The sequence below is a fragment of the Allostreptomyces psammosilenae genome (genome assembly GCF_013407765.1).
Taxonomy (GTDB): Bacteria; Actinomycetota; Actinomycetes; order Streptomycetales; family Streptomycetaceae; genus Allostreptomyces; species Allostreptomyces psammosilenae.
Map to the genome: position 1 here is coordinate 5,223,416 of NZ_JACBZD010000001.1, position 25,442 is coordinate 5,248,857.

The 25,442-nt window shown below is 75.6% G+C and carries 24 protein-coding genes; 18 read left to right on the forward strand and 6 right to left on the reverse strand.

Features of this window, described 5'->3' with window-relative positions:
- The first annotated feature begins 3 nt into the window (after positions 1-3).
- The 6 genes from FHU37_RS29130 (at position 4) to FHU37_RS21585 (ending at position 5,992) form a co-directional block, all read left to right on the forward strand.
- On the forward strand, positions 4-948 hold the full coding sequence (locus FHU37_RS29130; RefSeq protein WP_179815767.1) for an ABC transporter permease: 945 nt from the start codon (positions 4-6) through the stop codon (positions 946-948).
- A complete protein-coding gene (locus tag FHU37_RS29135; protein ID WP_179815768.1) occupies positions 945-1,916 on the forward strand; it encodes an ABC transporter permease in 972 nt (323 codons plus the stop codon). The genes FHU37_RS29130 and FHU37_RS29135 overlap by 4 nt, the downstream gene beginning before the upstream one ends.
- Positions 1,913-3,592, forward strand: a complete 1,680-nt coding sequence (locus tag FHU37_RS21570; protein ID WP_179815769.1) for a dipeptide ABC transporter ATP-binding protein — start codon at positions 1,913-1,915, stop codon at positions 3,590-3,592. The genes FHU37_RS29135 and FHU37_RS21570 overlap by 4 nt, the downstream gene beginning before the upstream one ends.
- Positions 3,589-4,659 carry a putative FMN-dependent luciferase-like monooxygenase gene (locus FHU37_RS21575; RefSeq protein WP_179815770.1) on the forward strand — a complete coding sequence of 357 codons (1,071 nt, stop codon included), beginning with the start codon at positions 3,589-3,591 and terminating at the stop codon, positions 4,657-4,659. The genes FHU37_RS21570 and FHU37_RS21575 overlap by 4 nt, the downstream gene beginning before the upstream one ends.
- Positions 4,656-5,318 carry a CMD domain protein gene (locus tag FHU37_RS21580; RefSeq protein ID WP_179815771.1) on the forward strand — a complete coding sequence of 221 codons (663 nt, stop codon included), beginning with the start codon at positions 4,656-4,658 and terminating at the stop codon, positions 5,316-5,318. Before FHU37_RS21575 ends, FHU37_RS21580 begins: the two co-directional genes overlap by 4 nt.
- Before the next feature lie 68 nt (positions 5,319-5,386).
- Positions 5,387-5,992: an alkylhydroperoxidase domain protein gene (locus FHU37_RS21585; RefSeq protein WP_179815772.1), complete on the forward strand. Its 606-nt coding sequence runs from the start codon at positions 5,387-5,389 to the stop codon at positions 5,990-5,992.
- A gap of 170 nt (positions 5,993-6,162) precedes the next feature.
- On the opposite strand, the gene FHU37_RS21590 is transcribed toward FHU37_RS21585, so the two are convergent.
- Positions 6,163-7,254, reverse strand: coding sequence for a glycerophosphodiester phosphodiesterase family protein (locus FHU37_RS21590; RefSeq protein ID WP_179815773.1), 1,092 nt, complete (start codon positions 7,252-7,254; stop codon positions 6,163-6,165).
- 422 nt (positions 7,255-7,676) lie between these two features.
- On the opposite strand from FHU37_RS21590, the gene FHU37_RS21595 reads away from it, so the two are divergent.
- Both FHU37_RS21595 and FHU37_RS21600 read left to right on the forward strand, forming a co-directional pair.
- Complete coding sequence (locus FHU37_RS21595; protein WP_179815774.1) at positions 7,677-8,375, forward strand: GH12 family glycosyl hydrolase domain-containing protein; 699 nt, start codon at positions 7,677-7,679, stop codon at positions 8,373-8,375.
- Positions 8,376-8,555: 180 nt separating this feature from the next.
- Positions 8,556-8,999, forward strand: a complete 444-nt coding sequence (locus FHU37_RS21600) for a hypothetical protein (protein ID WP_179815775.1) — start codon at positions 8,556-8,558, stop codon at positions 8,997-8,999.
- A 27-nt stretch (positions 9,000-9,026) separates the two neighbouring features.
- On the opposite strand, the gene FHU37_RS21605 is transcribed toward FHU37_RS21600, so the two are convergent.
- Positions 9,027-10,160 (reverse strand): glycosyltransferase family 4 protein, encoded by a 1,134-nt coding sequence (locus FHU37_RS21605; RefSeq protein WP_218904108.1) that lies wholly within the window; start codon positions 10,158-10,160, stop codon positions 9,027-9,029.
- A 334-nt stretch (positions 10,161-10,494) separates the two neighbouring features.
- Here FHU37_RS21605 and FHU37_RS21610 point away from each other — a divergent pair, with 334 nt between their 5' ends.
- Together FHU37_RS21610 and FHU37_RS21615 are read left to right on the forward strand one after the other, a co-directional pair.
- Positions 10,495-11,406 carry a S1 family peptidase gene (locus FHU37_RS21610; RefSeq protein ID WP_218904109.1) on the forward strand — a complete coding sequence of 304 codons (912 nt, stop codon included), beginning with the start codon at positions 10,495-10,497 and terminating at the stop codon, positions 11,404-11,406.
- 114 nt (positions 11,407-11,520) lie between these two features.
- The gene (locus tag FHU37_RS21615; RefSeq protein WP_179815777.1) at positions 11,521-12,063 is read left to right on the forward strand and encodes a hemerythrin domain-containing protein; all 543 of its coding nucleotides are present in this window, start codon (positions 11,521-11,523) and stop codon (positions 12,061-12,063) included.
- A gap of 365 nt (positions 12,064-12,428) precedes the next feature.
- On the opposite strand, the gene mmuM is transcribed toward FHU37_RS21615, so the two are convergent.
- The 3 genes from mmuM to FHU37_RS21630 form a co-directional block, all read right to left on the reverse strand.
- Positions 12,429-13,430 carry a homocysteine S-methyltransferase gene (gene mmuM, locus FHU37_RS21620; RefSeq protein ID WP_179815778.1) on the reverse strand — a complete coding sequence of 334 codons (1,002 nt, stop codon included), beginning with the start codon at positions 13,428-13,430 and terminating at the stop codon, positions 12,429-12,431.
- Between the two features lie 26 nt (positions 13,431-13,456).
- Positions 13,457-13,921, reverse strand: a complete 465-nt coding sequence (locus FHU37_RS21625) for a hypothetical protein (protein WP_179815779.1) — start codon at positions 13,919-13,921, stop codon at positions 13,457-13,459.
- Positions 13,922-14,169: 248 nt separating this feature from the next.
- A complete protein-coding gene (locus FHU37_RS21630; protein WP_179815780.1) occupies positions 14,170-14,805 on the reverse strand; it encodes a TetR/AcrR family transcriptional regulator in 636 nt (211 codons plus the stop codon).
- 141 nt (positions 14,806-14,946) lie between these two features.
- Between FHU37_RS21630 and FHU37_RS21635 the strand changes: the two genes are divergently transcribed.
- From FHU37_RS21635 to cydC, 7 genes are all read left to right on the forward strand, one after another.
- Positions 14,947-15,813, forward strand: a complete 867-nt coding sequence (locus FHU37_RS21635) for an SDR family oxidoreductase (protein WP_179815781.1) — start codon at positions 14,947-14,949, stop codon at positions 15,811-15,813.
- Between the two features lie 186 nt (positions 15,814-15,999).
- Positions 16,000-17,235, forward strand: a complete 1,236-nt coding sequence (locus FHU37_RS21640; protein WP_179815782.1) for a sensor histidine kinase — start codon at positions 16,000-16,002, stop codon at positions 17,233-17,235.
- Complete coding sequence (locus FHU37_RS21645) at positions 17,232-17,912, forward strand: response regulator (RefSeq protein WP_179815783.1); 681 nt, start codon at positions 17,232-17,234, stop codon at positions 17,910-17,912. The genes FHU37_RS21640 and FHU37_RS21645 overlap by 4 nt, the downstream gene beginning before the upstream one ends.
- A 118-nt stretch (positions 17,913-18,030) precedes the next feature.
- Positions 18,031-19,311, forward strand: a complete 1,281-nt coding sequence (locus tag FHU37_RS21650; protein ID WP_179815784.1) for a cytochrome ubiquinol oxidase subunit I — start codon at positions 18,031-18,033, stop codon at positions 19,309-19,311.
- Positions 19,312-19,338: 27 nt separating this feature from the next.
- Positions 19,339-20,124 (forward strand): cytochrome d ubiquinol oxidase subunit II, encoded by a 786-nt coding sequence (locus tag FHU37_RS21655; protein ID WP_179815785.1) that lies wholly within the window; start codon positions 19,339-19,341, stop codon positions 20,122-20,124.
- A gap of 26 nt (positions 20,125-20,150) precedes the next feature.
- Positions 20,151-21,983 (forward strand): thiol reductant ABC exporter subunit CydD, encoded by a 1,833-nt coding sequence (cydD, locus tag FHU37_RS21660; RefSeq protein WP_312892708.1) that lies wholly within the window; start codon positions 20,151-20,153, stop codon positions 21,981-21,983.
- Positions 21,980-23,704 carry a thiol reductant ABC exporter subunit CydC gene (gene cydC / locus FHU37_RS21665; protein ID WP_179815786.1) on the forward strand — a complete coding sequence of 575 codons (1,725 nt, stop codon included), beginning with the start codon at positions 21,980-21,982 and terminating at the stop codon, positions 23,702-23,704. Before cydD ends, cydC begins: the two co-directional genes overlap by 4 nt.
- Before the next feature lie 123 nt (positions 23,705-23,827).
- Here the strand turns inward: cydC and FHU37_RS21670 are convergent, their stop codons facing one another.
- Entirely contained in the window at positions 23,828-24,499 is a 672-nt protein-coding gene (locus FHU37_RS21670) for a lytic polysaccharide monooxygenase auxiliary activity family 9 protein (protein ID WP_218904110.1), read from the reverse strand.
- 449 nt (positions 24,500-24,948) lie between these two features.
- On the opposite strand from FHU37_RS21670, the gene FHU37_RS21675 reads away from it, so the two are divergent.
- The gene (locus tag FHU37_RS21675) at positions 24,949-25,434 is read left to right on the forward strand and encodes a DUF4383 domain-containing protein (RefSeq protein WP_179815787.1); all 486 of its coding nucleotides are present in this window, start codon (positions 24,949-24,951) and stop codon (positions 25,432-25,434) included.
- The last annotated feature ends 8 nt before the right edge of the window (positions 25,435-25,442 follow it).

A 25,442-nucleotide genomic window follows, 5' to 3' on the forward strand; every position in this document is an offset into this window, starting at 1 on the left:
CTCATGACCAGATACCTGACGCTCCGGCTGGGGCAGGCGGTGCTCGTGCTGTGGGCCGCCTTCACCGTCAGCTTCCTGCTGCTGCGGCTGCTGCCGGGCGACACCATCCTGATCAAGTTCCTCAACCCGGAACTCGGCCTGACGCCCGAGCAGATCGCCGACATCCAGGCGTACTACGGGACCGACCAGCCCGCCCTGGCCCAGTACCTCCACACGGCGCTCGGCTTCCTCCGCGGTGACTTCGGCTACTCGCTGGACACCGGAACCCCGGTCGTCGAGCGGCTGGCCGAGGGCCTGCCGGCCACCGCCCAGCTCGCCTCCGCCGGCTTCGCGCTGGCCGTGCTGCTCGCGGTGACCATCGCCTTCGCCGCCAGCCACAGCCGCATGGGGTGGCTGCGCGGCGCCCTGCTGGCGATGCCCTCGCTGTTCGTCTCCATCCCCACCTTCTGGCTCGGCATCCTGCTGGTCCAGGTCTTCTCCTTCCAACTCGGGCTGGTGCCGGTCATCGGCGGCACCACCTTCGAACAACTGGTGCTGCCCGTGCTCACCCTCGCCGTGCCGATCTCCGCCCCGTTCGCGCAGATCCTCGCCCGCAGCCTGGACCAGGTGCAGACCCAGCCCTTCGTCACCGTGGCCGCCGCCAAGGGCGCCTCCCGGCGGTGGATCCTGTGGCGGCACGTCGCCCGCAACGCCCTGCTGCCGACGCTGACCATCGCCGGCCTCACCTTCGGCGAGCTGATCGCCGGATCGGTGGTGACCGAGACGGTCTTCGGCCGCAACGGCATCGGCCGCCTCACCGAACAGGCCGTCACCAGCCAGGACACCCCGGTGATGCTGGCCATCGTGGTGCTCTCCGCGACCGCATTCGTCCTGGTCAACCTCCTCGTCGACCTCCTCTACCCGGTACTCGACCCCCGCCTGAAGTCGAAGGTTGGTGCTGCGGCATGACCGCCGAACCCGGTCTCACCGCCGATCCCGCCCCCGCCCCCACGGCCCCTCCCACCCCGGCCCCCGTCCCCGCGTCCGCCGCCGCTCCCGTTCCCGCTCCCGCGCCGGACCGGGGCCCGACCGCCGAACCCGGCCGCGCCGGCCGGCCGCGCCGCCGCTGGCCGCTCCCGCGCCGGGTGCCGGTCGGGCTGCTGCTCGCCTGGCTCGTCCTCGCCGTCGTCGTGCTCTGGGCCGTCGCGCCGGGACTGTTCACCGGTCACGACCCGATCAACGGCGTGCCCGCCGAGAAGCTCCAGCCGCCGAGCGCCGCCCACCCGCTGGGCACCGACGCCCTCGGCCGCGACCTGTTCGCCCGGGTCGTCCACGGCGCGGCCAACTCGCTGTCCGGCGCGCTCCTCGCGGTCACCGTCGGCCTCGTCCTCGGCACCCTGCTCGGCCTGCTCGCCGGATCCCTCGGCGGCGTCGTCGACGAGATCACCATGCGCCTGGTCGACGTGCTGCTCGCCGTCCCCGGCCTGCTGCTCGCCCTGACCGTCGTCATCCTGCTCGGCACCGGCACCCTCAACGTCGCCGTGGCCGTCGGCATCGGCTCCGTCGCCGCCTTCGCCCGGCTGGCCCGCTCCGAGGTCGTCCGGGTCCGGCGCACCGACTACGTGGAGGCCGCCTTCGGCAGCGGCGGACGCCTCACCACCGTGCTGCGCCGGCACGTGCTGCCGAACTCCCTGGAACCCGTCATCTCGCTCGCCGCGCTGCAGTTCGGCAGCGCCATCATCGCCATCTCCACCCTGGGCTTCCTCGGCTACGGCGCGCCCCCGCCCACCCCCGAGTGGGGCCTGCTCATCGCCGAGGGCCGCACCTACGTCGCCAGCTCCTGGTGGCTGACCACGCTGCCCGGCGTCGTCGTGGTGCTGGTGGTGCTCGCGGCGAACCGCGTCAGCCTCGCGATCGGCCGGGAGGAGTCCCGATGACCCTGCTCGACGTGCGTGACCTCGCCGTCTCCTACCGCGGCCGGCGCCACACCACCCGCGTCGTCCACGGCGTCTCCTTCACCGTCGAGGCCGGCGAGACCGTGGCCGTCGTCGGCGAGTCCGGCTCCGGCAAGTCCACCACCGCGCACGCCCTGCTCGGACTGCTGCCGCCCGGCGGACGGCGCGACACCGGACGGATCCTGCTGAACGGCACCGACATCGCCGGCTGGTCCGACCGGCGCCTGCGCGCGGTGCGCGGCGCCCAGATCGGCCTGGTGCCGCAGGACCCCACCGGCTCGCTCAACCCGGTGCGGACCATCGGCGACCAACTCGGCGAGACCCTGCGGGTGCACCGGCGCGGCGACCGGCGCGCCATCGCCCGGCGCGTCGTCGAACTGCTCGCCCGGGTCGGCCTGCCCGACCCCGAGCAGCGCGCCCGCCAGTACCCGCACGAGCTCTCCGGCGGCATGCGGCAGCGCGTGCTGATCGCCATCGCCATCGCCCTCCAGCCCCGACTGGTCATCGCCGACGAGCCCACCAGCGCGCTGGACGTGACGGTGCAGCGGCGCATCCTCGACCTCGTCGACGACCTGCGCCAGGAGTTCGGCACCGCCGTGCTCCTGGTGACCCACGACCTCGGCGTCGCCGCCGAACGCTCCGACCGGCTGGTCGTGATGAAGGACGGCCGCGTCGTGGAGCACGGGCCGACGGCCGCCGTGATGGCGAAGCCGGCCGCCGAGTACACCCGGCGGCTGCTGCACGACGCCCCCTCGCTGACCGTGCGCGAGTTCCGGCCGCCGCTGCCCCCGCTGCCCGCGCCGGCGCCCGGGGCCCCCGCCGACGCGGCCGACCCGGCTGACCGCCACGCCGACCCGGCGGACCGGCCCGCCGACCCGTACGCCGTCGTCGTCCGCGACCTGGTCAAGGAGTACCGGGTGGGCCGGGCGCCGTTCCGCGCGGTGGACGGCGTCTCCTTCACGGTGCGGCACGGCTCCACCCACGCGCTGGTCGGCGAGTCGGGCTCCGGCAAGACCACCACGGCCCGCATGGTGGTGCGCTTCGCCGACCCCACCTCCGGCTCGGTGACCATCGGCGGGACCGACGTCGCCGGGCTGCGCGGCGAGCCGCTGCGCCGGCTGCGCCGCCGCGTCCAGCTCGTCTACCAGAACCCCGGCGGCTCACTGGACCCGCGCCAGTCGGTCGCCGAGATCGTGGAGGAGCCGCTGCGCAACTTCGCGATCGGCGACCGGGCCGACCGGCGCGCCCGCGTGGCCGACCTGGTCGAACGCGTGGCGCTGCCCCGGTCGGTGCTCGACCGCAGGCCGCACGAGCTCTCCGGCGGCCAGCGCCAGCGCGTCGCCATCGCCCGCGCGCTCGCCGTCGAGCCGGAGATCGTCGTGCTGGACGAGGCCGTCTCCGCCCTCGACGTGACCGTGCAGGCCCGGATCCTCGACCTGCTCGACGGGCTGCAACGGGAACTCGGCCTCACCTACCTGTTCATCTCGCACGACCTGGCGGTGGTGCGACAGATCTCCGACACCGTGTCGGTCATGCGGAAGGGACGCGTCGTGGAGGACGGAACCACCGCCGAGGTGTTCGAGAACGCCCGGCACGCGTACACGCGCGAACTGCTGGCCGCCGTGCCCGGCCACGTCCACGAGGGAGCGTCGCGATGAGCGAACGGAAACGACTGGGATTCTTCACCCGGCTGCTGGACCGGGCACCGGCGGCCGACCGCTACCGGCTGGCCCTGGAGCAGATCCAGCACGCCGAGGCCCACGGCTTCGACACCGCATGGGTGGCCCAGCACCACTTCGACGCCGACGAGGGAGGGCTGCCCGCGCCACTGGTCTTCCTCGGCCACGCCGCCGCCCGCACCAGCCGGATCCGGCTCGGCACCGGCATCATCACCCTCCCGCTGGAGGACCCGGTGCGCGTCGCCGAGGACACCGCGGTGCTCGACCTGCTCTCCGGCGGACGCCTGGAGGTCGGCGTCGGCAGCGGCGGCACCCCCTCCTCCTTCGCCGCCTTCGGCAGGGCCAGCGAGGAGCGCGCGGCCGTCTACGCGGAGCACCTGCGGGTGCTGCTCGACGCCTGGTCCGGCCGCCCGCTCGGCGGCGGCAACCGCCTCTACCCGGCGGCGCCCCGGCTCGCACGGGCGGTCTGGGAGGCCACCTTCTCCGAACACGGCGGGGCCCGCGCCGGCCGGTCCGGCAACGGCCTGATGCTCTCGCGCACCCAGCCCCGCCCGAAGGACGCCCCGCGGGCCACCCTCGCGGAGATCCAACGGCCCATCGTCGACGCCTACCACGCCCACCTGCCGCCCGGCGTGGCGCCGCGGATCGTCGCCTCGCGCACCGCGTTCGTCGCCGACTCCCGGGCCGAGGCGCTGCGCCTGGCGGAGGACGGGCTGGGCCGCGCCGCCGCGCACTTCGCGGCCTCCGGGCACACCGTTCCGGACGGCGGCCCGGAGGCGCTGATCGCCGCGTTCGACGTCCACGTGGGCACCCCGGACGACGTCATCGCCTCCCTGCGCGCCGACCCGACCCTGGAGCGCGTGACCGACCTGGTCTTCCAGGTGCACTCGGTGGACCCGCCGCACCCGCGCGTGCTGCGCTCCATCGAGCTGCTGGCCGCCGAGGTCGCCCCCGCACTCGGCTGGACCCCCGCCGACGGCCCCGCGCCCGGCCCCGCGTCCGACCCCGTCCGCGAACCGACCCTCACCGAATCGAGCACCGCATGAGCCAGCCGACCCCCGACAGCACCTCACGCGTCACGGACGTTACCCCCGCCACGGAAGTCACGGACGTCACCGACGTCATCGACCACCTGGTGGGCATCGCCCCCGGCTCCCGCCTGGACCAGGTGCGCCGCCGGCGCCCGGACGCCCGGGAGAACGCCCAGGCGAGCTACGCCGCGCTCTTCCCGGCGCCGGACGCGGCCAGCGGCGTCACGGGCGAGGTCACACCGGCCGAGCGCCTCGCCGTCGCCGCCTTCGTCGCCGGCCTGCACGGCGACGCCGCCGTCACCGGCTTCTACGCGGACCGGCTCGCCGCGCTCTCCCCGGCGCTCGCCACCGCCGTCGCCACCGAGGTGGAACGCGGCCGCACCACCGGCCCGTACGGCGTCTACCCGGGCGAGGGCCCGCTCGCCGCGGAGAGCTCCCGGGGGCTCCAGTACCGGGCGGGTGACCGCGACGCCCTCGGGGAACGGCTCGCCGCCGCCCTGACCCACGCCCACCTGCTGGTCTTCCGACCCCGGGAGGCCAGCCGCGCGGCGCTGGCGACCCTGCTGGACGCCGGCTGGTCCACCACCGGCGTGGTGACGCTCTCCCAGCTGGTGGCCTTCCTCAGCTTCCAGGTGCGCGTGGTCACCGGCCTCCGACTCCTGGCCGCCGCCTAGCGCGGGCCCGGCCGCCGGCACCGACCACGCGCAGACCAGAGCAGACCAGAAAGGCACCCCGACCCACCATGGCCGACACCGTCCTCGACCCCGCCGTCCCCGATCCGCCGCTCGCCTTCACCCAGGACCAGCTGGGCTGGGCGCCGTGGCTGGAACCCCTCACCGAGGCCGAACTCACCGACACGCACCGCGAGGCGCTGGTCGACCGGGCGCGCGCCGCGTCGCCCTACTTCCGGCTGCTCGCCCGCGACCCGGAGATCCTGCGCACCCGCACCAGGACCGACAACGACATCTTCTACAACACCAAGGACGGCCTGCCGCGCGCGGAACGCGAACTCGCGGCCACCGCCACCTCCCGCCACAACGGCTGCGTCTTCTGCGCCTCCGTGCACGCGCGGTTCGCCGCGCACCACTCCCGGCGGCCGGAGGACGTCCAGCGCCTGCTCGACCAGGGCGTGGAGGCCCCGCAGGACGATCGCTGGCGGGCCGTCATCGACGCCGCCGTCGCCCTCACCGCCACCCCCAGCGCCCTGACCGCCGAGCACATCGCCGCCCTGCGCGCCGCCGGACTCGACGACCTGGCGATCAGCGACGCCCTGCACGGCGCCGCCTTCTTCAACTGGGCCAACCGGCTGATGCTCTCGCTCGGCGAACCCACCCCGGCCGGCAGCTGACCGGCGACCACCGGCTGACCACCGCCGCCACCCCCGTGACGCCACCCCCGTGACGCCACCCCCGTGACGCCGCGGCCGGGGCTCACGGCGCCGGGGCCGGGGCGCGGGCGACCCGTCGTCGCCCACGCCCCGGCCCCGGCCGTGTCATCCCTCGGGAACCGTCCCCCAGGTCAGGCCCGCCCGCGCGCCGGATACGGCTTGGGCAGGGCGTAGCCGCGGTCGGCCAGCACCTCGCGGAGCCGGTCCGGGTAGTCGGTGATGATCCCGTCCACGCCGAGGTCGATCAGGTACTCCATGGTGGCGGTGTCGTTCACCGTCCACGGCACCACCTCCAGGCCGAGGGCGTGCGCCTGCTCCACCATCGCCCGCGTCACGTACGGACGGTAGGCCGGGTCGGTGATCGTGCCGTTCTGCGGGAAGCCGTGCACCGGCGAGAACGCGGCGGCGCCGAAGGAGTCCACCGCCCGCAGCGGGTCCCCGCCGAAGTCGTCGATGTCGATGCCGCCCAGCCACGGCGAGGCGCCCGGCTGGCCCACCTGGAGGAAGTCGTAGTTGGTCAGCGCCACCAGCGGCAGCCGCGGCTCCACCTCGCGCATCCGCATCAGGGCGCCCCAGTCGAAGGACTGGATCGTCACCTGCCGCAGCAGCCCGGAGGCCCGCACCTCGCGGGCCACCACCTGCACGAACTGCTCGCGCGGGGCGGTCTGCTCGGGCGCCCCGGCCTCCACCTTGGTCTCGATGTTCAGCCCCACCCGGTACGCGTGGCGCTCCCGGACCAGCGCGAACACCTCGGTGAGCAGCGGCATCCGGGCGCCCGGCACGGTGACCTGCTCCGGGTACCCGGCCAGCTGCCGCGATCCGCAGTCCAGGGTGCGGACCTGCGCGAGGGAGAGGGTGTTCACGTACTTGCCCACGTAGGGGAACTCCGGGTCCCCGGGCGTCACCGGCGCGGTGTCCTGGCACTTGCGCCCGTCGACCCGCCGGTCGTGGGTGACGACCGCCCGCCCGTCCTCGGTGATCTGCACGTCCAGCTCCAGCGTGGACACCCCGAGGTCCAGCGCGCGGGCGAACGCCGGGAGCGTGCTCTCCACCGTCAGCCCGAGCCCGCCCCGGTGCGCCTGGACGTCGAAGGCGCGTCTGCCGTGGCCGTCGCCGGGCTCCCCGTCCTGGGGAGCGGCCGAGGCCGCCCCCGGCACTCCCGCCAGCACGATCACCGCCACGGCCGCCGCCCGGGTGAGATGGCGACACAGCGTTCGCAGCATCACAGCTGTCCGTCCCTTTCCACACCGCCGCCGCACGCCGCGGGGCCCGCGGTCGGCCCGTCAGCCCGCCGTCCGGCCGGGCCGCTCACCGACGCTGACACGTCAAGGTGAAGCGCGGGAGAGCGTGAGGGAAAGCCGCGGTGGCCGGCGCGGTGCCAGCCCCGGGAACGGGGCGCCGCGGCGGCCCGGCGCGGCGGCTCCGGCGCGGCCCCTCCGCTGGCCGAACCCGGACACCGCGCGCCCCGCCAGGCGTCCGACCACGGCGTTTCCCCGCTTGCTGGCATGCTCGCGACAATTCTCCGCCCGCTCGGTTGTGTTCGATTTGTTCGACTCCTACCGTCCATCGCAACCCGCGGCACCCGGTGACGCAGCCCGGGAACGACGCCGCGCCCGCCCGCCCGACCCCTCGAAAGGCGTGCTCGATGCGGAAGAAGACGCGCACCCTCCTGCTCGCCCCGCTGCTGGCCCTCGGCCTGCTCCTCGGCTTCGGCGCCGGCCCGGCCCACGCCGCCGCCTGGACCTCCTCCGACCAGTGGGGCACCTGGAACAACGGCGGCTACATCCTCTACAACAACATCTGGGGCAGCGGCGCCGGCACCCAGACCATCTGGGCCGACTCCTACCGCTCCTGGGGCGTCACCGCCAACCACCCGAACACCGGCGGCGTGAAGTCCTACCCCAACGCCACCCGCCCGATCAACCGCCAGCTCGGCTCGCTGACCTCCCTGAACAGCACCTTCGCGGTCACCGTGCCCAGCGCCGGCGCCTACGCCACCGCCTACGACATCTGGGCGAACAACCACGCCTACGAGATCATGCTCTGGATGAACAGGTACGGCCCGGTCGGCCCGATCGGCGGCCAGGTGGCCACCGTCACCGTCGGCGGCCACACCTGGGCCGTACACCGCGGCAGCAACGGCTCCAACGAGGTCTTCTCCTTCGTCCGCCAGTCGAACACCTCCTCCGGCAGCGTCGACATCCGCGCCGTGCTGAACTGGATCCGCTCCCAGGGCTGGTTCGGCAACGTCACCGTGGACACCGTCCAGTTCGGCTACGAGATCACCTCCTCCTCCGGCGGCCTCAACTTCACCACCCGCGACTTCTCCGTCTCCTACGGCTGACCGGTCTCCCATGGCTGACCGCCCCGCCGACGCCGGCCCGTCACCCGGCCGTCCACCCCCCGTCGGCGGGGCTCGGCGCACTGGATGTCAAGAACGTGGCGACGTCCCGTCAAGGACACCCGGGCCTCCCGCGAGCAGGATCAGGGGCGTCCGACGGAACGTCTCATCCAGGAGCGCACCATGCCCCGCACACCCCACCGTCTCGGCGCCCTTCTCGCCACGACCGCCGTCCTCGCCGGCACCGCCCTCGTCAACGCCCAGCCGGCCGCGGCCATCCCCTCGCTCAGCGAGTTCTCCTTCGAGCCCACCTGGCCGACCTACGGGCGCAACGTCATGGTCAACCTCGCCGGCGGCATCCCGGCCGGCTACGCGGAGTGGCGCCAGGACCCGGGCAACGGTCACCCGGGCGACGCCGTACGGGTGCACGACACCAACGCCGACGGCTACGGCATCGAGGCCACCCTCCTCTACGACGGTCGGGTCGCCACCACCCGCGGCCAGGACTCTCCCTACAGCAGCCGCTGGGCCACCGGCGACCTCCCGGAGGACCGCAACTGGGCGCTGAGGGTCTGCGTCGTCCGCGGCGACGCCAGCAAGTGCACCCAGATCACCGTCACCTCCTGACCCCCACCCGCCCGCCCACCCAACCAGTCAGCCGACGCGCTGGGGGAGTGGGGTGGGGGAGGGGGTGGGGTGGGCGGCGTGGGTGAGGAGGTGGGCGATGGCGGTGACCATGGTGGCGGCGTCGAGTTCGCGTTCGGCGAAGGCGCGGGCGCGCAGGGCCAGGCGGCGGCGGGCCTCGGGGACCAGGAGGAGCTGTTCCAGGGCGGCGGCGAGGGAACCGGGGTCGTCGGGCGGGACGGTGCGGACGGCGTCGCCGAGGACGGCGGGGATGTCGCCGACCGGTGTGGTGACGCAGGGCAGGGCGGCGGCCATGGCTTCGAGCAGGGCCAGCGGCAGCGCCTCGGCGCGGGACGGCAGGCAGAACAGGTCGAGGCGGTTGAGGAAGGCGGGGACGTCCTCGACGAAACCCGGGAAGGTGACCGGCAGGCCGTGGGCGGCGGCGGCCAGGGCCGCGCGGTGGGGGCCCTCGCCGGCGATCTCCACGGTGAACCGGTGGCCGCGCTGGTGCAGCAGGCGGACCGCCTCCACCAGCACGTCGAACCCCTTCCGGCCGGTGAGGCGGCCCACCGCGCCGATCCGCAGCGGTTGGCGGGCGTCCGGCGGGGCGGAGGAGAGCACGTGCAGCGGGATGTCCACGCCGGGGCGCACCCGGTGCACCCGGTCGTCCGGCAGGCCCAGCTCCACGCGGAGGGTGTCGGCGATCTCGGCGGACAGGGCGATCACCCCCGACAGGCGGCGGTAGAGCCCGGACAGCTCCGTCACCGGCGGCTCGGCCGGCGGGCGCGGCATGTGCAGGGTGGCCACGGTGGGCGCGTGGGCGAGGGCGGCCACCAGGGCGGCCCGGTTGGAGCGCGGATCCAGCAGGCTGACGTGCCAGACGTCGACCGGTCGGGCGGCCAGCAGCCACTCCAGGCCCGGCGCCCGGTCCAGCCCGCGCACCAGCGGGATGACGGTGACGGACGCGCCGCGCTCCGCGGCGGCGTCCCGCAGGCGCGCGGCCACCGGGGCGGCGGCCACGAGGTGGCAGCGGAACTCACCGGGCAGGCGCCGCAGCAGCTGTCGCACATACGCTTCCGGGCCGCCGAAGGCGGCGCTGTCCACGAGCAGACCCAGATCGATCGGCTCGGCGACGCTCGGCTGGGGGGAGAGAACCGCGGACACGAAGGACGCCTCCCGGTGGGGGATCGGGGAACGAACGCCCGCCCGCTGCCCGCCCGAGTACCGGTGAAACGGAGGTTCCCCCGGGTGGGGGGCACCGCGCGCCGCGTCGGGGTGACGCGGGACGGGGTGACGGTGGGTGGGTGACGGGGTGACGGGCGTCGCGGGCGTCGCGGGGCTGGCCGGCGGGCGCCCTTGTGCGTGGCGGGGGCGGGCCGGAGAATCGGCCCACCGTCCGTCGGGGCGGGCCGCGCCCGGCCGGCCCCACCCGGCCGCCGCCGACAGCGGTGGCCGTCGCACCTGGCACCCTCCGCACCCACCGTCCGAGGAGACGCCCGTGCCCGGATCCCGGCGACCCCGCCACCGCCGTCCGCTGTTGTTGGTCACCCTCGCCGCCCTGCTGGGAGGCATGCTCGGTGGCGTGCCGGCCGGCACCACCGTCCACCCAGCCACGGCCGACGTTGCAGTGCACGGCGCCCGGGAGGTGGACGCCGTGCTGGCCGACCTCGCCGCGCACGCCACGATCCCGGGCACGGCCTGGGGCGTCGACCCGAGCGCCGGGCAGGTCGTCGTCTGGCTCGACGAGTCCGTCTCGCCGAACGAACGTGCCCGGCTCGCGCGGGTCACCGCCCGCCACGGCGACGCCGTCCGGGTGGAGGAAGACCCCGGCCGGCTCGCCCCGACCATTGCCGGCGGCGAGGCGATCTACAGCCCCGGCGGCCGCTGCACGCTCGGCTTCAACGTGCGCGGCGGCACCGCGAACTACGCCCTGATCGCCGGCCACTGCGCGCTGGTGGGCACGGTCTGGTACGCCGACCCCTCCTTCACCCAGCGCATCGGCACGACGGCCGGGAGCAGCTTCCCGGGCAACGACTACGGACTCGTCCGCTACGACGGCACGGTGCCGCCCGAGGGCGGGGTCGAGGGCTACCCGGGGCTGATCGACATCGTCTCCGCCGGCAGCCCGAGGGCGGGACAGGCCGTGCGGTTCAGCGGCCCGGTCGGGGGCGTCCGCACCGGCCAGGTGCTGGCGCTGAACGTGACGGTCAACTACGCGCAGGGGTCGGTCCAGGGGCTCATCCGCACCAACATCTGCCTCCACCCAGGCGAGAGCGGGGGCCCGCTGTTCTACGACACCGTGGCGTACGGCATCGCCTCCGGGGCGACCGGCACCTGCGACAGCGGGGGCACGTCGTACTTCCAGCCGGTCGGCGAGCCGCTGGGCGTGTACGGCCTGACGCTGCTGTGACGCGCGCCGCGTACCCGGTGCCGTCCGCCCCGCGGTGCCCGGCGCGCGGCACGGTTCGACCCGGCCGGGCCGGGTAGCCGCGGGCGAGCGGCTCGAGGGAAGGCGGCGGCGGGAATGAGCGGTTTCCGAGCGGGCGCCACGTCCGACCGCGACGGCGACGTGGTGACCGCACTGACCCGGGAGCACGATGCCATCCGGCACCTGCTCGACGAGGTGGAGGTCCGCGAGGGCACGGAGCGCGCGGAGGCGTTCGGGGAACTGCTGCGGCTTCTCATCGCCCACGAGATGGCCGAGGAGGAGGTGGTGCACCCGCTGGTGCACCGCTCTTCTCTCGGCGGACGGCACGTGGTGCGCGGCCGGCTGTGGGAGGAGGAGGAGATCGCCCGGCGGCTGGAACTGCTGGTCGAGGTCTCCCCCGACGACCCGGAGTTCCTGCCGGAGATCCTGCTGCTGCGGGTCGCGGTCTCCACCCACCTGGAGGCCGAGGAGCGCTACGAGTTCCCCTGGTTGATGCACGGCACCCGGCGTCCGGAGCGGGCGCGCATGGCCCGGGCGGTGCACGCCGTCCAGGCGCGCGCGCCGGCGGAGCCCGCGGCCCTGCTGGCGCACACCCGACGGACGCTGCGCGAGGTCGCCGGGGCGGCGGGCGGGGGGTGACGGCGCCCGCGGGGGCATCTCCCTCGGGATGCGGCTGTGTGCGGGGCAAGCGCCGGGCCCCGACTGCCTCCATCACGCCTCGGGGGCCTCGGTTCTGGCGATGTGGGTGTGTGCTCGTCTGGTGGGTGCCCCTTCTCTGCCATGGGCATGCCGGGAGTTATCCACAGGGCGTTGGTTGGGGGCTGCGCTGCGTGCCCGGCGCCTGGGATCCTGAAACCGGGGGCCCTTTTCCCCAAGGGGGCAGTGTGGGCAGGGTGTGATCATGTACACATCATGCGACCCTGCTGGTGCTGGTGCTGGTGCCGGTGCGCGTGCTGGCGGGGGGGGGGCGGTTCAGACGGTGAGCGGCTCAGGCGGGCGGTGGCTCAGGCGGTGGGTAGCGCGGTCGCCAGTGCGGCGATCTGCGCCGGGCCGACGCGGCAGCAGCCGCCGATCAGCCGGGCCCCGGCGTCCGCCCACGCGGCCACCCGCGCCGGCTCGAAGGTCGCGCGCCCGCGCCAGGCGCGGGCTCGGGTGTCCCACTCCTCGCCGCTGTTCGGGTACACCACGACCGGCTTGCCGCTGGCCTCGGCGGCGAGCGGTACCGCGCGGTCGGCGTCGTCCGGCGCGCAGCAGTTCACCCCGACCGCGATGACCTGCTCCACCCCGGCCGCGAGCGCGAACGCCTCGCGGAGCGGTTGGCCGGCGCGGGTGCGGTCCCCGGCCACGCTGTAGGACAGCCACAGCGGCACGCCGAGCCCGTCCGCCGCCCGCAGCACCGCCTCCGCCTCGTCGACGTCCGGCACCGTCTCCACCGCCAGGACGTCCGGCCCGGCCTCGGCCAGCACCTCCAGACGGGGCCGGTGGAACCGCTCCAGCTCGGCCACGCTCAGGCCGTAGCGGCCGCGGTACTCCGAGCCGTCGGCGAGCATCGCCCCGTACGGGCCGACGGACGCCGCCACCCACAGCGGCCGGCGCGCGCCCGTGCGGGCGTCGGTCCGGGCGTCCGTTCGCGCGTCGGTCCGTTCGGTGGCCCGCTCGGTGGCCAGGCGGCCCAGCTCCACGCTGCGGCGCAGCAGCCGGGCGGCCTCGTCGCGGCCCAGGCCCGCCCGGCCGAAGCCCTCGAAGGTGGCCTGGTAGCTGGCGGTGGTGGCGACCTCCGCACCGGCGGCGAAGTAGGCCGCGTGCGCGTCGGCGACGGCCTCGGGCGCGTCGCGCAGCAGCCGTGCCGACCACAGCCGGTCCGACAGGTCGTGCCCGGCGGCCTCGAGCTGGTTGGACATGCCGCCGTCGAGCACGACCGGCCGGAGCGCCAGCGTCTCGGCGAGGGTGCGCGCCGGCCGCTGGTGCGTGCGGGTGGGGGAGCTGGTGGAGCACGTGGGACCCATGGGACCACTGTGCGGCACCGGGAGGGTCAGTGCCGGCCCCGGCCCCCACTTCCACCGGAGCTGGAGTGGCGGTCGTCGTCGTCATCGTCGTCGCCGTCGCCCGAGCCGCCCCCGGAACCGCCCGACGAGTTCGAGCTGTTGCACCGGCCCCAGTCGCCGTCCTGCGCGGTCTGGCCCACCTCCTCGCCCTCGCCCCCGCAGTACCAGCGCACGGTGGCCTCCGCCCCCGCGATCTCCACCGTGGCGGAGGCGTCGCCGGACGGGCAGTGCCGGTCCTCCACGACGAGCATGGTGCCGGTGTTGACGCAGCGCTGGCCGGCCTCCGCCTCCTCAGCGCAGGCGGTCAGGGCGGTGCCGGCCAACACCACCCCGAGCCCGATGCCGAGCAGCCGCCCCGCCCGCCGCCCGCGCGAGGCCCCGCTGCGCGACGACGCCCCGGCGTGTGACGGCGCCCCGTTGCGTGACGGCGCTCCGATGTGTGACTCAGCCATGCCAACCCCCGTGCGGACGCGGTGGCGCGCCGACCCCTCCGCCGGCGCCCTCTGTGCACCAGGGACGCCACCGCCGCGACTTCCGTTCCGTGCTCGGCGGGATCCCGGACGTGCCGATCACTGCCCCCACAACCTGGGCCGCGCAACCCCGGCCGCCGTGACGCCCGGCCGCCGTGACGCCCGGCCGCCGTGACGCCCGGCCGCCCGGCCGCCGTGACGCCCGGCCGCCCGGCCGCCCGGCAGACGCGTCACGCGTCCTGGTGGGTGCTGGTGGGCGGGGGAGGGCCGAGTGGGGCGTCGCCGTCGGCGGCGGGGGTGGCGGCGGACAGCAGGCGTACCGCCTCGGCCGCGGCGCGTCGGGCTTCCGCCAGCCGCTCGGGGTCGGAGGCGTCGACCGGCACGCCGAGCGGGTTGGCCACCGTCCAGGCGCCGGCGAGCGCGAAGACGAAGCTGAGCAGGGCCGACGGGGTGAACCGCGCGCCCGGGGTGCCGGAGCGCTGGCCGGCGGCGATGGCGTCCAGCTTGACCCGGTAGGCCGCCACCTCCGTCGGCGAGGGCCCGTGCTGCCGGCGCTCCAGCGCGTACCACGAGGACAGCCGCACGACTTCGGGGTGGGCCAGGGCGAAGTCGAACATGCGGGCCGTGTAGCCGGGCAGGTCCTGCGCGGTGAACGGCACCTCGTCGTGGACGCGGGTCAGGTGCGCCTCGAGCACGGCGTCGAAGAGCTGCTCCTTGCTGCCGAAGTAGACGTAGATGAGGTTCTTGTTCACCCCGGCGGCCCTGGCGATCCGGTCCACGCGGGCGCCCGCGACACCGTGCTCGGCGAACTCGTCGGTGGCCGCCTGGAGCAGGCGGGCGCGGGTGGCGTCGGCGTTGCGTGGCATGGCCGGAATCCTACCGAGGCCATTTGACTAACTGGTTAGACATGTCACTCTCGGAGGGTGTCCGCCTGGACACATGGCCCGCGGGCGTGCCGTGACACGACCGAATGGCCGTTCGAATCCGATGTTCTGGAGCATCCCGTCATGTCGAAGACCTGGTTCATCACCGGCGCGTCCCGAGGCTTGGGCCGCGCCTTCACCCAGGCGGCGCTGGAACGCGGCGACCGCGTCGCAGCGACCGTCCGCGCCCCCGGTGCCCTGAAGGACCTCGCCGAGCGCCACCCGGACTCCCTGCTCGCCCTGCGGCTCGACGTGACCGACCGGGCCGCCTGCTTCGCCGCGGTGAACGCCGCCCACGCGGAGTTCGGCCGCCTCGACGTGGTGGTCAACAACGCCGGCTACGGGCTCTTCGGCACGGTGGAGGCCGTCACCGAGGAAGCGGCCCGGGCCCAGATGGACACCAACTTCTTCGGTGCCCTGTGGGTCACCCAGGCCGCGCTGCCGCACCTGCGCGCGCAGGGCGCCGGCCACATCGTGCAGGTCTCCAGCGTCGCCGGGATCGCCACCTTCCCGCTGCTGTCCGTCTACCACGCCAGCAAGTGGGCGCTGGAGGGCATGAGCGAGACGCTGGCCCAGGAGGTCGCCACCTTCGGGATCCGGGTGACGCTGCTGGAGCCCGGCCCGTTCCGCACCGACTGGGCCGGCGACTCCGCCCACCGGGTCGAGGACATCGCCGCCTACGACGAGCCGCTGGCCCCGTTCCGCACCGCCTACGCCGCCGACGCCGGGCGGGAGCCCGGCGACCCGGCCCGGGCCGCCGCGGCCCTGCTGACCCTGGTGGACGCCCCCGAGCCGCCGCTGCGCGTGCTGATGGGCAACCTGGTCGCCGACGGCGTGCCCGGCCTCTACCAGGAGCGGCTGCGGACCTGGGCCGAGTGGGAGGAGCTGGCGCGCTCCGTGGACTTCCCGGAGGCCGTCACGCCGCCGGCCCCTCGCACCCAGGACGCCTGAGCCGGGACGCCCCAGCGAGGACGCCCACGCCCAACGCCCCACCGACGAAGCCCCACCGACGAAGCCCCACCGACGACGTCCCACCGACGACGCCTGACCGGCCGCCGCCGGGACGGGCCGGGGGCCGTGCCGCACGGCCGGCGCCCGGCTCGTCCGCTCCCCGGGCATCCAGTAGCTTTGCCAACCATGTGGCGAACCCCGACCCGGTGGCGAACCCCGTCCGGCGGCGGCCGGACCCGGGGGGCTCTGCCGCGCGGCCGCGCCGGCGACCTCGCCCTCGTCGCCGCCGTCGCCGTGGTCTGCGCGGCCACCGCCCTGCTCGCCGTGCGCGACGGCCGGAGCGCGACCGGTCTGTTCACGCCCCTGGACTGCCTGGCCCTGGTCGCCGTGCCGGGCGCCCTCCAGCTCAGGCGCCGCCACCCGGTCGCGGTGGGGATGTTCACCTTGCTGGCCAGCATCCTGTACTTCCCGTCCAGCAGCGTCGACGCGCCGGTGCTGCTGGCCTTCGTGGTCGCCCTCTACACCGTCGCGGCCCGGGGCAACCTCACGGCCGCCGTCATCCTGGGCGCCCTGGCCCTGCTCGCCGTCGTCTACGGCGAGGTGTCCGGCTCCGGCACCCGCAACGTCGACGACATCGCCCTGTTCATGTTCACCGGATGGCTGGTCGCCGTGATCGCGGTCGGCGGCGTCGTCAACAACCGCCGCGCCTACCTCCGCGAGGCCGAGCGCCGTGCCGCGGACGCCGAGCGCGGCCGCGAGGAGGCGCTGGCCCGGCGCGCCACCGAGGAGCGGCTGCGCATCGCCCGCGAGCTGCACGACGTGCTCGGCCACCACATCTCGCTGATCAACGTGCAGGCCAGCGCCGCGCTGCACCGCCTCGGGCGCTCCGGCGAGACGGCGGGCACGTCGTCGCCGGCTGCGGACGGCGCGGCCGAGGAGGCGCTCGGTGCGATCAAGGAGGCCAGCCGGGAGGCCCTGCGGGAGCTGCGCTCCACCCTCGGCGTGCTCCGCCAGGTGGACGAGGAGGCGCCCACCGCCCCCGCCCCCGGCCTGAGCCGGCTCACCGAGCTGACCGAGCGCGCCGGTGCCACGGGGCTGGAGGTGCGGGCGCGGATCGAGGGCTCCCCGCGCCCGCTGCCCCCGGGCGTGGACCTGGCCGCCTACCGCATCGTGCAGGAGGCCCTGACCAACGTGACGCGCCACGCCGACGCACGACGGGCCGTGGTGCGCGTCCACTACGGCGAGGAGGAGATACGGGTGGAGGTCGACGACGACGGCCGCGGCGGGCCGCTCGTCCCCGGCGACGGCATCCGCGGCATGGCCGAACGGGCCCGGGCGCTGGGCGGCGAGTTCGCCGCCGGCCCCCGCCCCGAGGGCGGCTGCCGCGTCGGCGCCCGGCTCCCGCTCGGCGGCGCCCGGTGATCCCCGTCCTGCTGGCCGACGACCAGACCCTGGTCCGCGCCGGCTTCCGTTCCATCCTCGACGGCGAGGACGACATCACCGTGGTCGCCGAGGCGGCCGACGGCGAGCAGGCCGTGCGGCTGACCCGGGAGCTGCGGCCGGCGGTCGTCCTGATGGACATCCGGATGCCCGGCACGGACGGCCTGGAGGCGACCCGGCGGATCGTCGCCGACGAGCGCCTCGCCGGGGTGCGGGTGATCATCCTGACCACCTTCGACCTCGACGACTACGTCTACGGGGCGCTGCGGGCCGGCGCGAGCGGCTTCCTGGTCAAGGACACCGAGCCCATGGAGCTGATCCACGGCGTGCGGGTGGTCGCCCGCGGCGACGCCCTGCTCGCGCCCGCGATCACCCGCCGGCTGATCGCCGAGTTCGCCGGACGGGCGGACCGGCCGGTTCCCGGTCCGCGGCTGAACGCCCTCACCGACCGGGAGCGCGAGGTGCTGACGCTGGTGGCCACCGGGCTGTCCAACGACGAGATCGCCGAGCGGCTGGTGCTCAGCCCGGCCACCGCCAAGACCCACGTCAGCCGCATCATGACCAAGCTGGACGTGCGCGACCGCGCCGGCCTGGTGGTGCTGGCCTACGAGTCCGGGCTGGTCACCCCCGGCTGGCTCGGCCGTGGCGAGGAGCCCTAGCCAACCGGGACCGCAACCAGGGGAGTACGCCGCCGCCCCGGACCACAACCCGGGGGGTACCGCGGGTGTCCACCCCGGACCGACGCGCCGGACGGCGCCCTCCGGCCACCGTGGGGGTGTGGATCCACAGACCCTCGACCTGGCACGCCTGCAGTTCGCGCTCACCGCCGGCGGGCACTTCCTCTTCGTCGCGCTCACCCTGGGCCTGGCCACCCTGGTCGCCTGCGTGCAGACCTGGGCCACCCTCAGCCGCGACCCGCTCGGCGCCCGAATGACCCGCTACTGGGGCCAGCTGTACGTCATCAACTACGCGGTCGGCATCATCACCGGGCTGGTGATGGAGTTCCAGTTCGGCCTGAGCTGGAGCGGGCTGACCCACTTCGCCGGGAACGTCTTCGGCGCCTCCCTCGCCATGGAGACGCTCGTCGCCTTCTTCGTGGAGTCCACCTTCCTCGGCTTGTGGATCTTCGGCTGGGACCGCCTCAACCGGTGGGTCCACCTGGCGGTCATCTGGGTCGTCACCCTCACCGCCTACGCCTCCGCCTACTGGATCCTGGTCTCCAACGGCTTCCTGAACAATCCCCGCGGCCACCGGCTCGCCGCCGACGGCGAGTCGCTGCGGCTGGTGGACGCCTGGGCGGTGCTCACCAACCCCTCCTCGATCGCCGCCTTCTGGCACGTGCTCGGCGGCGCCCTGGTCACCGCCGGGTTCTTCGTCGCCGGAGTCAGCGCCTACCACCTCCTGCGCCGCACCCCGGAGTGGCTCTTCTTCCTCCGTTCGCTGCGCCTCGGGGTGTTCGTCACCCTCCCCGCGCTGATGCTCACCGTCGTCTTCGGCGGCCTGCAGATGGGGCTGATCGGCGAGTACCAGCCGATGAAGCTCGCCACCTTCCAGGGCGACGCCGCCGAGATCGCCCGGCTCCAGGCCGAGATGGTCGCCGAGCACGGCCCCGGCGACTACTCGCCGCCCTCCGGCTGGGTGCGGGTGTCCGCGATCCTCATGGTCACCACCTGGCCGACCATGATGATGTTCTCCGCCGCCAGCACCCTGCTGGCCTCCTTCCGGCCCGTGGCGCTGCGCCTGCAGGTGTGGCACGTGCTGCTGGTGCTCGCCGTGCCGCTGCCCTACGTCGCCATGATCGCCGGCTGGGTGTTCCGCGAGGTCGGCCGCCAGCCCTGGGTGGTGAACGGGCTGCTGACCACCGCGGAGGCCGTCTCGCCGGTCTCGGCGGGGTCCATGCGGGTCTCGCTGGCCGTCTTCACCACCGTCTTCGCCCTGCTGGCCTTGGTCAACGGCTGGCTGCTGCTCCGCCAGGCCGCGCGCGGTCCCGGCGACGTCGCGCTCGGGCGCCCGGCCGCCGAGGGCCGGCCCGAACCGCTGCCCCGGCCGACCTACTGAGCCCACCCACCGAAGGGCCATCCCACCATGGAGATCCTCGCCATCGCCGTCCTGGGCGTGTTCGCCCTCGGCTACCTCGTGCTCGGCGGCGCCGACATCGGCGTCGGCATGCTGCTGCCCTTCCTCGGCCGGGACGGGGCGGAACGCCGCGTCGTCCTCGCCACCGTGGCACCGTTCTTCCTCGGCAACGAGGTCTGGCTGGTGGCCACGGCCGGCGTCCTGGTGGGCGCCTTCCCCGACCTGGAGGGGGAACTGCTGAGCGGCCTGTTCCCGGCGGTCGTCGCCCTGCTGGCCGGCTGGATGGTCCGCGACGCGGGGCTGTGGTCGCGCGGCCGGGTGGAGGCCCGGGCGTGGGCCGCCGGCTGCGACGGCGCGATCGTCCTCGGCAGCTGGACGGTGGCGCTGAGCTGGGGCTGGATGTTCGCCGGACTGCTCGCCGGGGTCACCGACCGGGTGGTCACCGGGCCGGGCGCGGCGCTCGCCGCGCTGGCCGTCGCCACGCTCTTCGCCGCGCACGGGCTGGCCTTCGCCGGGCTGCGCCTCGCCGGCCCGCTGCGGGCCCGCGCCGGCGCCTTCTCCGGCCGGAGCGGCACGGCCGGCGAGGCGCAGACCTTCGCGTTGACCACGGCGGCCATGGTGGCGCTGGGCCTCGCCGTGGGCCTGCGGCTGCCGCTGGCGGAGTCCGCCGTGGACTCCGCGACGCTGTCGCTGCTGGTGCCGGCGATGGCCGCGGTGACGCCGCTGCTGCTGGCCGCCCAGGCGTGGGTGTGGTGGATCTTCCGCCACCGCGTGCACGGCCCGAGCTACCTGTGAGCGGGGCGACCGTGCGGGAGGCGCCCGTGGAGCAGGCGGCGGAGGAGGCACCCGAGGCCCCGGCGGCCGAGGCCCCGGCGGCCCCGGCGGACGGGCGGCGCACGCGTTCCGCCGGCGCGCGGGTGGTCGGGTGGGTGCCGCGGCGGGTGCGGGCGGGGCTGGCGCTGTCGGCCGTGGCGCAGGCCGTGCTGGTGGTCGCCCAGGCGGAGCTGCTCGCCCGGGCGGTCGCCCGGCAGGACACCGCCCCGCTGCCCTGGCTCGCCGCGGCCGTCGCCCTGCGGGCCGGCCTCGGCTGGGCCGGCGGCGCGCTGGCCCGCACGGCCGCCGCCCGGGTGAAGGCCGAGCTGCGCGCGGCGCTGCTGGCCCGGGCGGAGCAGGCGCGGGCCGGCGGTTCCGGCGAGTTCGGCGCCCTGCTGACCAGGGGCCTGGACGGCCTCGACCCCTACCTCGGCGGCTACCTCCCGCAGCTCGCCACCGCGGTGGTCGTCCCGCCGCTGGTGCTGGCCTGGCTGCTGCGCACCGACCCGCCCTCCGGGTTGGTCGTGCTGGCCACCCTGCCGCTGGTGCCGGTCTTCGGCGTCCTGGTCGGCCTGCGCACCCGGGACCTCACCCGTACCCAGTGGACCCATCTGCACCGCCTCGGCGGCCACTTCCGGGACGTCCTCGCCGGGCTGCCCACGCTGCGGGCCTTCGACCGCGCCGAGCACCAGCGCGGCGTGGTGCGGGCGATGGCGTCGGCACACCGCCGGGCCACCATGGCCGCGCTGCGGCTGGCCTTCCTCTCCGGTCTGGTCCTGGAGCTGGTGTGCTCGCTGTCGGTCGCCCTGGTCGCGGTGCCGGTGGGGCTGCGGCTGCTGGACGGCCGGCTGGAGCTGGAGGTGGCGCTCGTCGTGCTGCTGCTGACCCCCGAGGCGTTCTGGCCGCTGCGGGCCGTGGGCAGCGGCTTCCACGCCGGAGCCGAGGGCGTCGCCGCCGCCGAGCGGGCCTTCGCCATCCTGGACGCCCCCGCGCCCGTCGGCGCGAGCGGTGGGCGGCGGGCGAGCGAACGTCCGGCCCGCCCGGCGACCGAACGACCGGCCCGCCCGGCGACGGGGGAGCCGGCCCGGCCGGCGGCGCCCACCCTCCTGCCCGGTGCGGTCGCCCCGGCGGCGACCGGCCCCGCGGAGATCCGCCTGGAGGACGTCACGGTCCGGTTCCCCGGCCACGACCGCCCGGCCCTGGACGCCGTCCGACTGGTCGTCCGGCCCGGCGACCGGATCGCCGTGGTCGGGCCGAGCGGCGCCGGCAAGTCGACGCTCCTCCACCTGCTGCTCGGCTTCGTCACCCCCGACGCCGGACGAGTGCTGGTGGACGGGGTGGACCTGGCGCGGCTCGACCCGGCCGAGTGGCGGCGCCACCTCGCCTGGGTGTCGCAGCGCCCCCGCCTGTTCGCGGCCACCGTCGCCGACAACATCCGGCTCGGCGCGCCCGCCGCGACCCAGGCCCAGGTGCGCGCGGCGGCCCGCGCCGCCTCCGCCGACGCCTTCGTCCAGGAACTGCCGGACGGCTACGACACCCTGCTCGACGAACGGGCCGGCACCCTCTCCGCCGGCCAGCGCCAGCGCCTCGCGCTCGCCCGCGCCTACCTCCGGGACGCCCCGCTGCTCCTGCTGGACGAGCCCACGGCCCGCCTCGACCCGCGCGGCGAGGCCGCCGTGGTCGCCTCCACCATCGGCCTGCTCGCCGCTGGCCCGCCGGACGGGGCGCCCGGCACCGGGCGGCGCCGCACCGCGCTGCTCGTCGCCCACCGGCCCGCGCTGCTCCGGGCCGCCAACCGGGTGGTCCGGCTCCGGGACGGACGGATCGAGGAGGCCCCGTGATCGCGGTGCTGCGCCTCGTCCGACTGCCCCGGCTGCTGCTCGCCGCCTGCGCCGGCACCGCCGCCGAGCTGTGCGCCCTCGCGCTCACCGCGACCGCCGCCTGGCTGATCGCCCGCGCCGCGCAGCAGCCGCCGATCGCCGCGCTCTCCCTGGCGATCGTCGCCGTCCGCGGCTGCGCGGTCTTCCGCGGCGTCCTCCGCTACGCCGAGCGGCTGGCCGGCCACGACGTGGCGCTGCGCGCCGTGGCGGAACTGCGCGGCCGGGTGTTCGACGCGCTGACCCGGCTGCGGGCCGACCCCGCGCGCCCCGCGGACCCCGCGCACCCCGCTGCGCCCGGTCACGGGTCCGCCGGCGAACGGGACGGCGAGGCGCTGACCCGGCTGGTGACCGACGTGGAGGCGGTCCAGGACCTGCTGGTGCGCTGCCTGGCGCCGGCGGCGAGCGCGCTGGCCGTCGGCGCCGCGGCGACCGCGCTGGTCACCGGGCTGCTGCCGGAGGCGGGGCCGCCGCTGGCGGCGGGCCTGCTGGCCGCCGGGGTGCTGCTGCCGGCCGGCGCCGCCCTCGCCGCACGCCGGCTCGGCGACCGGATCGCGGCGGCTCGGGCGGAGCTCGCCGTGCACGGCCTGGACCTGCTGGAGGGCGCCTGGGAGCTCGCCGCCTGCGGCGCCACCGCCCGGGCGCTGGCCCGGGCCGGGCGGCCGGCCGCCGCCCTGGCCCGACTGGAGCGCCGCTCCGGGCGGGTCTCGGCGGCCGTCACCGCGGCCGGTCTGCTCCTCCAGGGCGCCACGACGCTGGCGGTCACGCTGGTCGCGATCGGCTCCGGGGTCGACGAGGTGCGGCTGGCCGTCCTCGCCCTGACCGCGCTGGCCGCGTTCGAGGCGGTCGGGCCGCTGGGCGAGGCCGCGCAGCGGTACGTGCTGCTCGCCCCGGCCGTCCGGCGGATCGGTGCCCTGCTCACCGCCCCGGTCCCGGGGCACGCCCCGCCGCCGCGTTCCCCGTCGGGGCGGATCCGGCTGCGCGGGGTCCGGGTGGTCTTCCGGCCGTCCGGCGGCGGGGCGGCGCGGGGGGACGGCGGCGGCGTGGTCGCGTTGGACGGGATCGACTGGAGCGTGCCGGCGGGCCGCTCGGTGGCGGTCGTGGGAGCCAGTGGGGCGGGCAAGAGCACGCTGCTCGGCGTGGTCGCCGGCCTGGTGCGACCGGACGCGGGGAGCGTCGAACTGCCCGAGGCGCGGGGCGCGTTCCAGGACGCCCATCTGTTCGCCACCACGATCCGCGCCAACCTCGCCCTCGCCCGCCCCGGGGCGAGCGAGGCGGAACTGCGCGGGGCGCTGCGGACGGCCGGCCTGCTGGAGTGGGTCGCCACCCTCCCGGACGGCCTGGACACGCCGGTGGGGGAGGGCGGCCGAGGGCTGTCCGGAGGCCAGCGGCAGCGGCTGCTGCTGGCCCGCGCCCTGCTCGCGGATCCGCCCGTGCTGCTGCTGGACGAACCCACCGAGGGGCTGGACGCGGCGATGGCCGACGCCGTGCTGCGCGCGGTGCTGCGGACCCGGCGGGGGCGCACCACCGTGGTGGTGACGCACCGTTCGGAGGTGCTGCCGGAGTTCGACGAGGTGGTGGTGATGGACCGCGGCCGGATCACCGCCCCGGCCGACGCCCCGGCGCAGGCGTCGGCGGAGGCGTCGGCGGAGGTATCGGCGGTGGCCGCTCGGACGGCCGACTGAGGGCCGCCCGGCCGAGGGTGCGACCGGGCGGCCCACCGGGAACCGGACCCGGTGGGCCGCCGCTACCGGGTCACACCCGAGGGAAGGGGCGAGGTCGGGGATCCACCGGCACCGCGGGCGTCATCACCGGAAGATGACGTCGGAGCAGTTGTAGAACGCCTCCGGGCTGTCCGAGCGCTGCCAGATCGAGTAGATGATGTGGTAGCCGCTCTTGCCCGAGGGCAGGGTGGCGTTCCAGGTGTACTCCCGGCCGTGCGGGCCGCTGCCGTTGATCGGCGGGTTGGTCACCTGGTCGAACGGCACCGGCTCCAGGTCGTCCCAGCCGAGCGGCTCGTTCGGGTTCCAGCCGTCCTTGGTGACGTACTGGTACCACGTACCCGGGTGGGCCGCCCAGGCGTTGTACCGGAACGTGATGTTGGAGCCGGAGGTGAGCTGGGTGGTCGGCCAGTCGGTGCGGCCCTGCCGGAAGCCGGCGAAGGTGGTCTGCGGTCCGCACAGGTTGCCGTTCGGGATGATCTGCTGGTGCCGCCCGCCGGCGTTGCTGATCAGGTTGCCGAACCAGTTCCACAGGGCGGTCTTGCCGCCGATGCGGACGGCTTCGGCACACGCCGGGTTCTTCGGGTCGACGTCGCCGCCGACGCCGCCGGCCAGGCCGTCCACGTAGCAGGCGTAGGTGCGGGTGGCCGGGTAGGTCATGCCGCCGTGCGCCTGGGCGGACTGCGTGGGCATGACAACGAAGATGCTGCCCGCCAGGGCGGCGAGGGCACCGAGTGTCCTCGTCTTGCTGATCTTCACGGGATCTCCTTGAGGCGATTCGTCGCGCCGGGTGGTCGTCCCCGGTGGGGGTGACCGGTCGACGGAGGGGGCGCGCCGGCGGGAGGCGTGCGTCCCTCTGGACTCCCGCGCCGTTGCTGGGAGCGCTCCCATCGTCGAACGACGCTCTGTGCATGTCAATACTCCGGAGCGTGCCAGCCAGCCGGACAGCGAGCGAGCCGAAGGGGGCCCCGGCGTCTGGACTGAGGAGTGACGAGCGGAGCGAGGAACGACGAAGGGCCCCTCCTGCCCGTGGGTGGGCAAGGAGGGCGAAGACGGCGGGTGAGGCCCCCGTAGGCGAGCGAGCCATATATGGAGTGCTGTTTAGACCCCACCCCCCGAGGTACTCGCGCGACGCCCCAACGAGTCCGTGATCCATCCCTGTCCGGCGGCCCCAGCGGTCGCCGGGGCGAAGAACCGAGGGCCCCGTCATGGCCGACGAACCCGTCACCCCGGACGCCCGGGAGAGCCGTCCCGGCGGCGCGCTGCGCACCGTGGTGCGCCTGGTGAGCGTCGTCTTCCTGCTGGTCGGCATCCTGGGTTTCGTCCCGGGCGTCACCACCGACTACGACACCATGACGTTCGCCGGGCACGAGTCCCGGGCCGAACTGTTCGGGATCTTCCAGGTCTCGGTGCTGCACAACCTGGTGCACCTGCTGTACGGCATCGTCGGCCTGCTGATGTCCGGCACGGCGGGCCGGGCGCGGGCCTACCTGGTCGGCGGTGGCGTGGTGTACCTGCTGCTGTGGCTGTACGGCCTGCTCATCGACAAGGAGAGCGGGGCCAACTTCGTCCCGCTGAACTCGGCCGACGACTGGCTGCACCTCGCGCTCGGCGTCGGCATGGTCCTGCTCGGCCTGGTGCTGCCGGGGCGGACCCCCCGGACCCGTGGCGCCCACCGGGCGGCCCGCGGCTGATCCGGTCA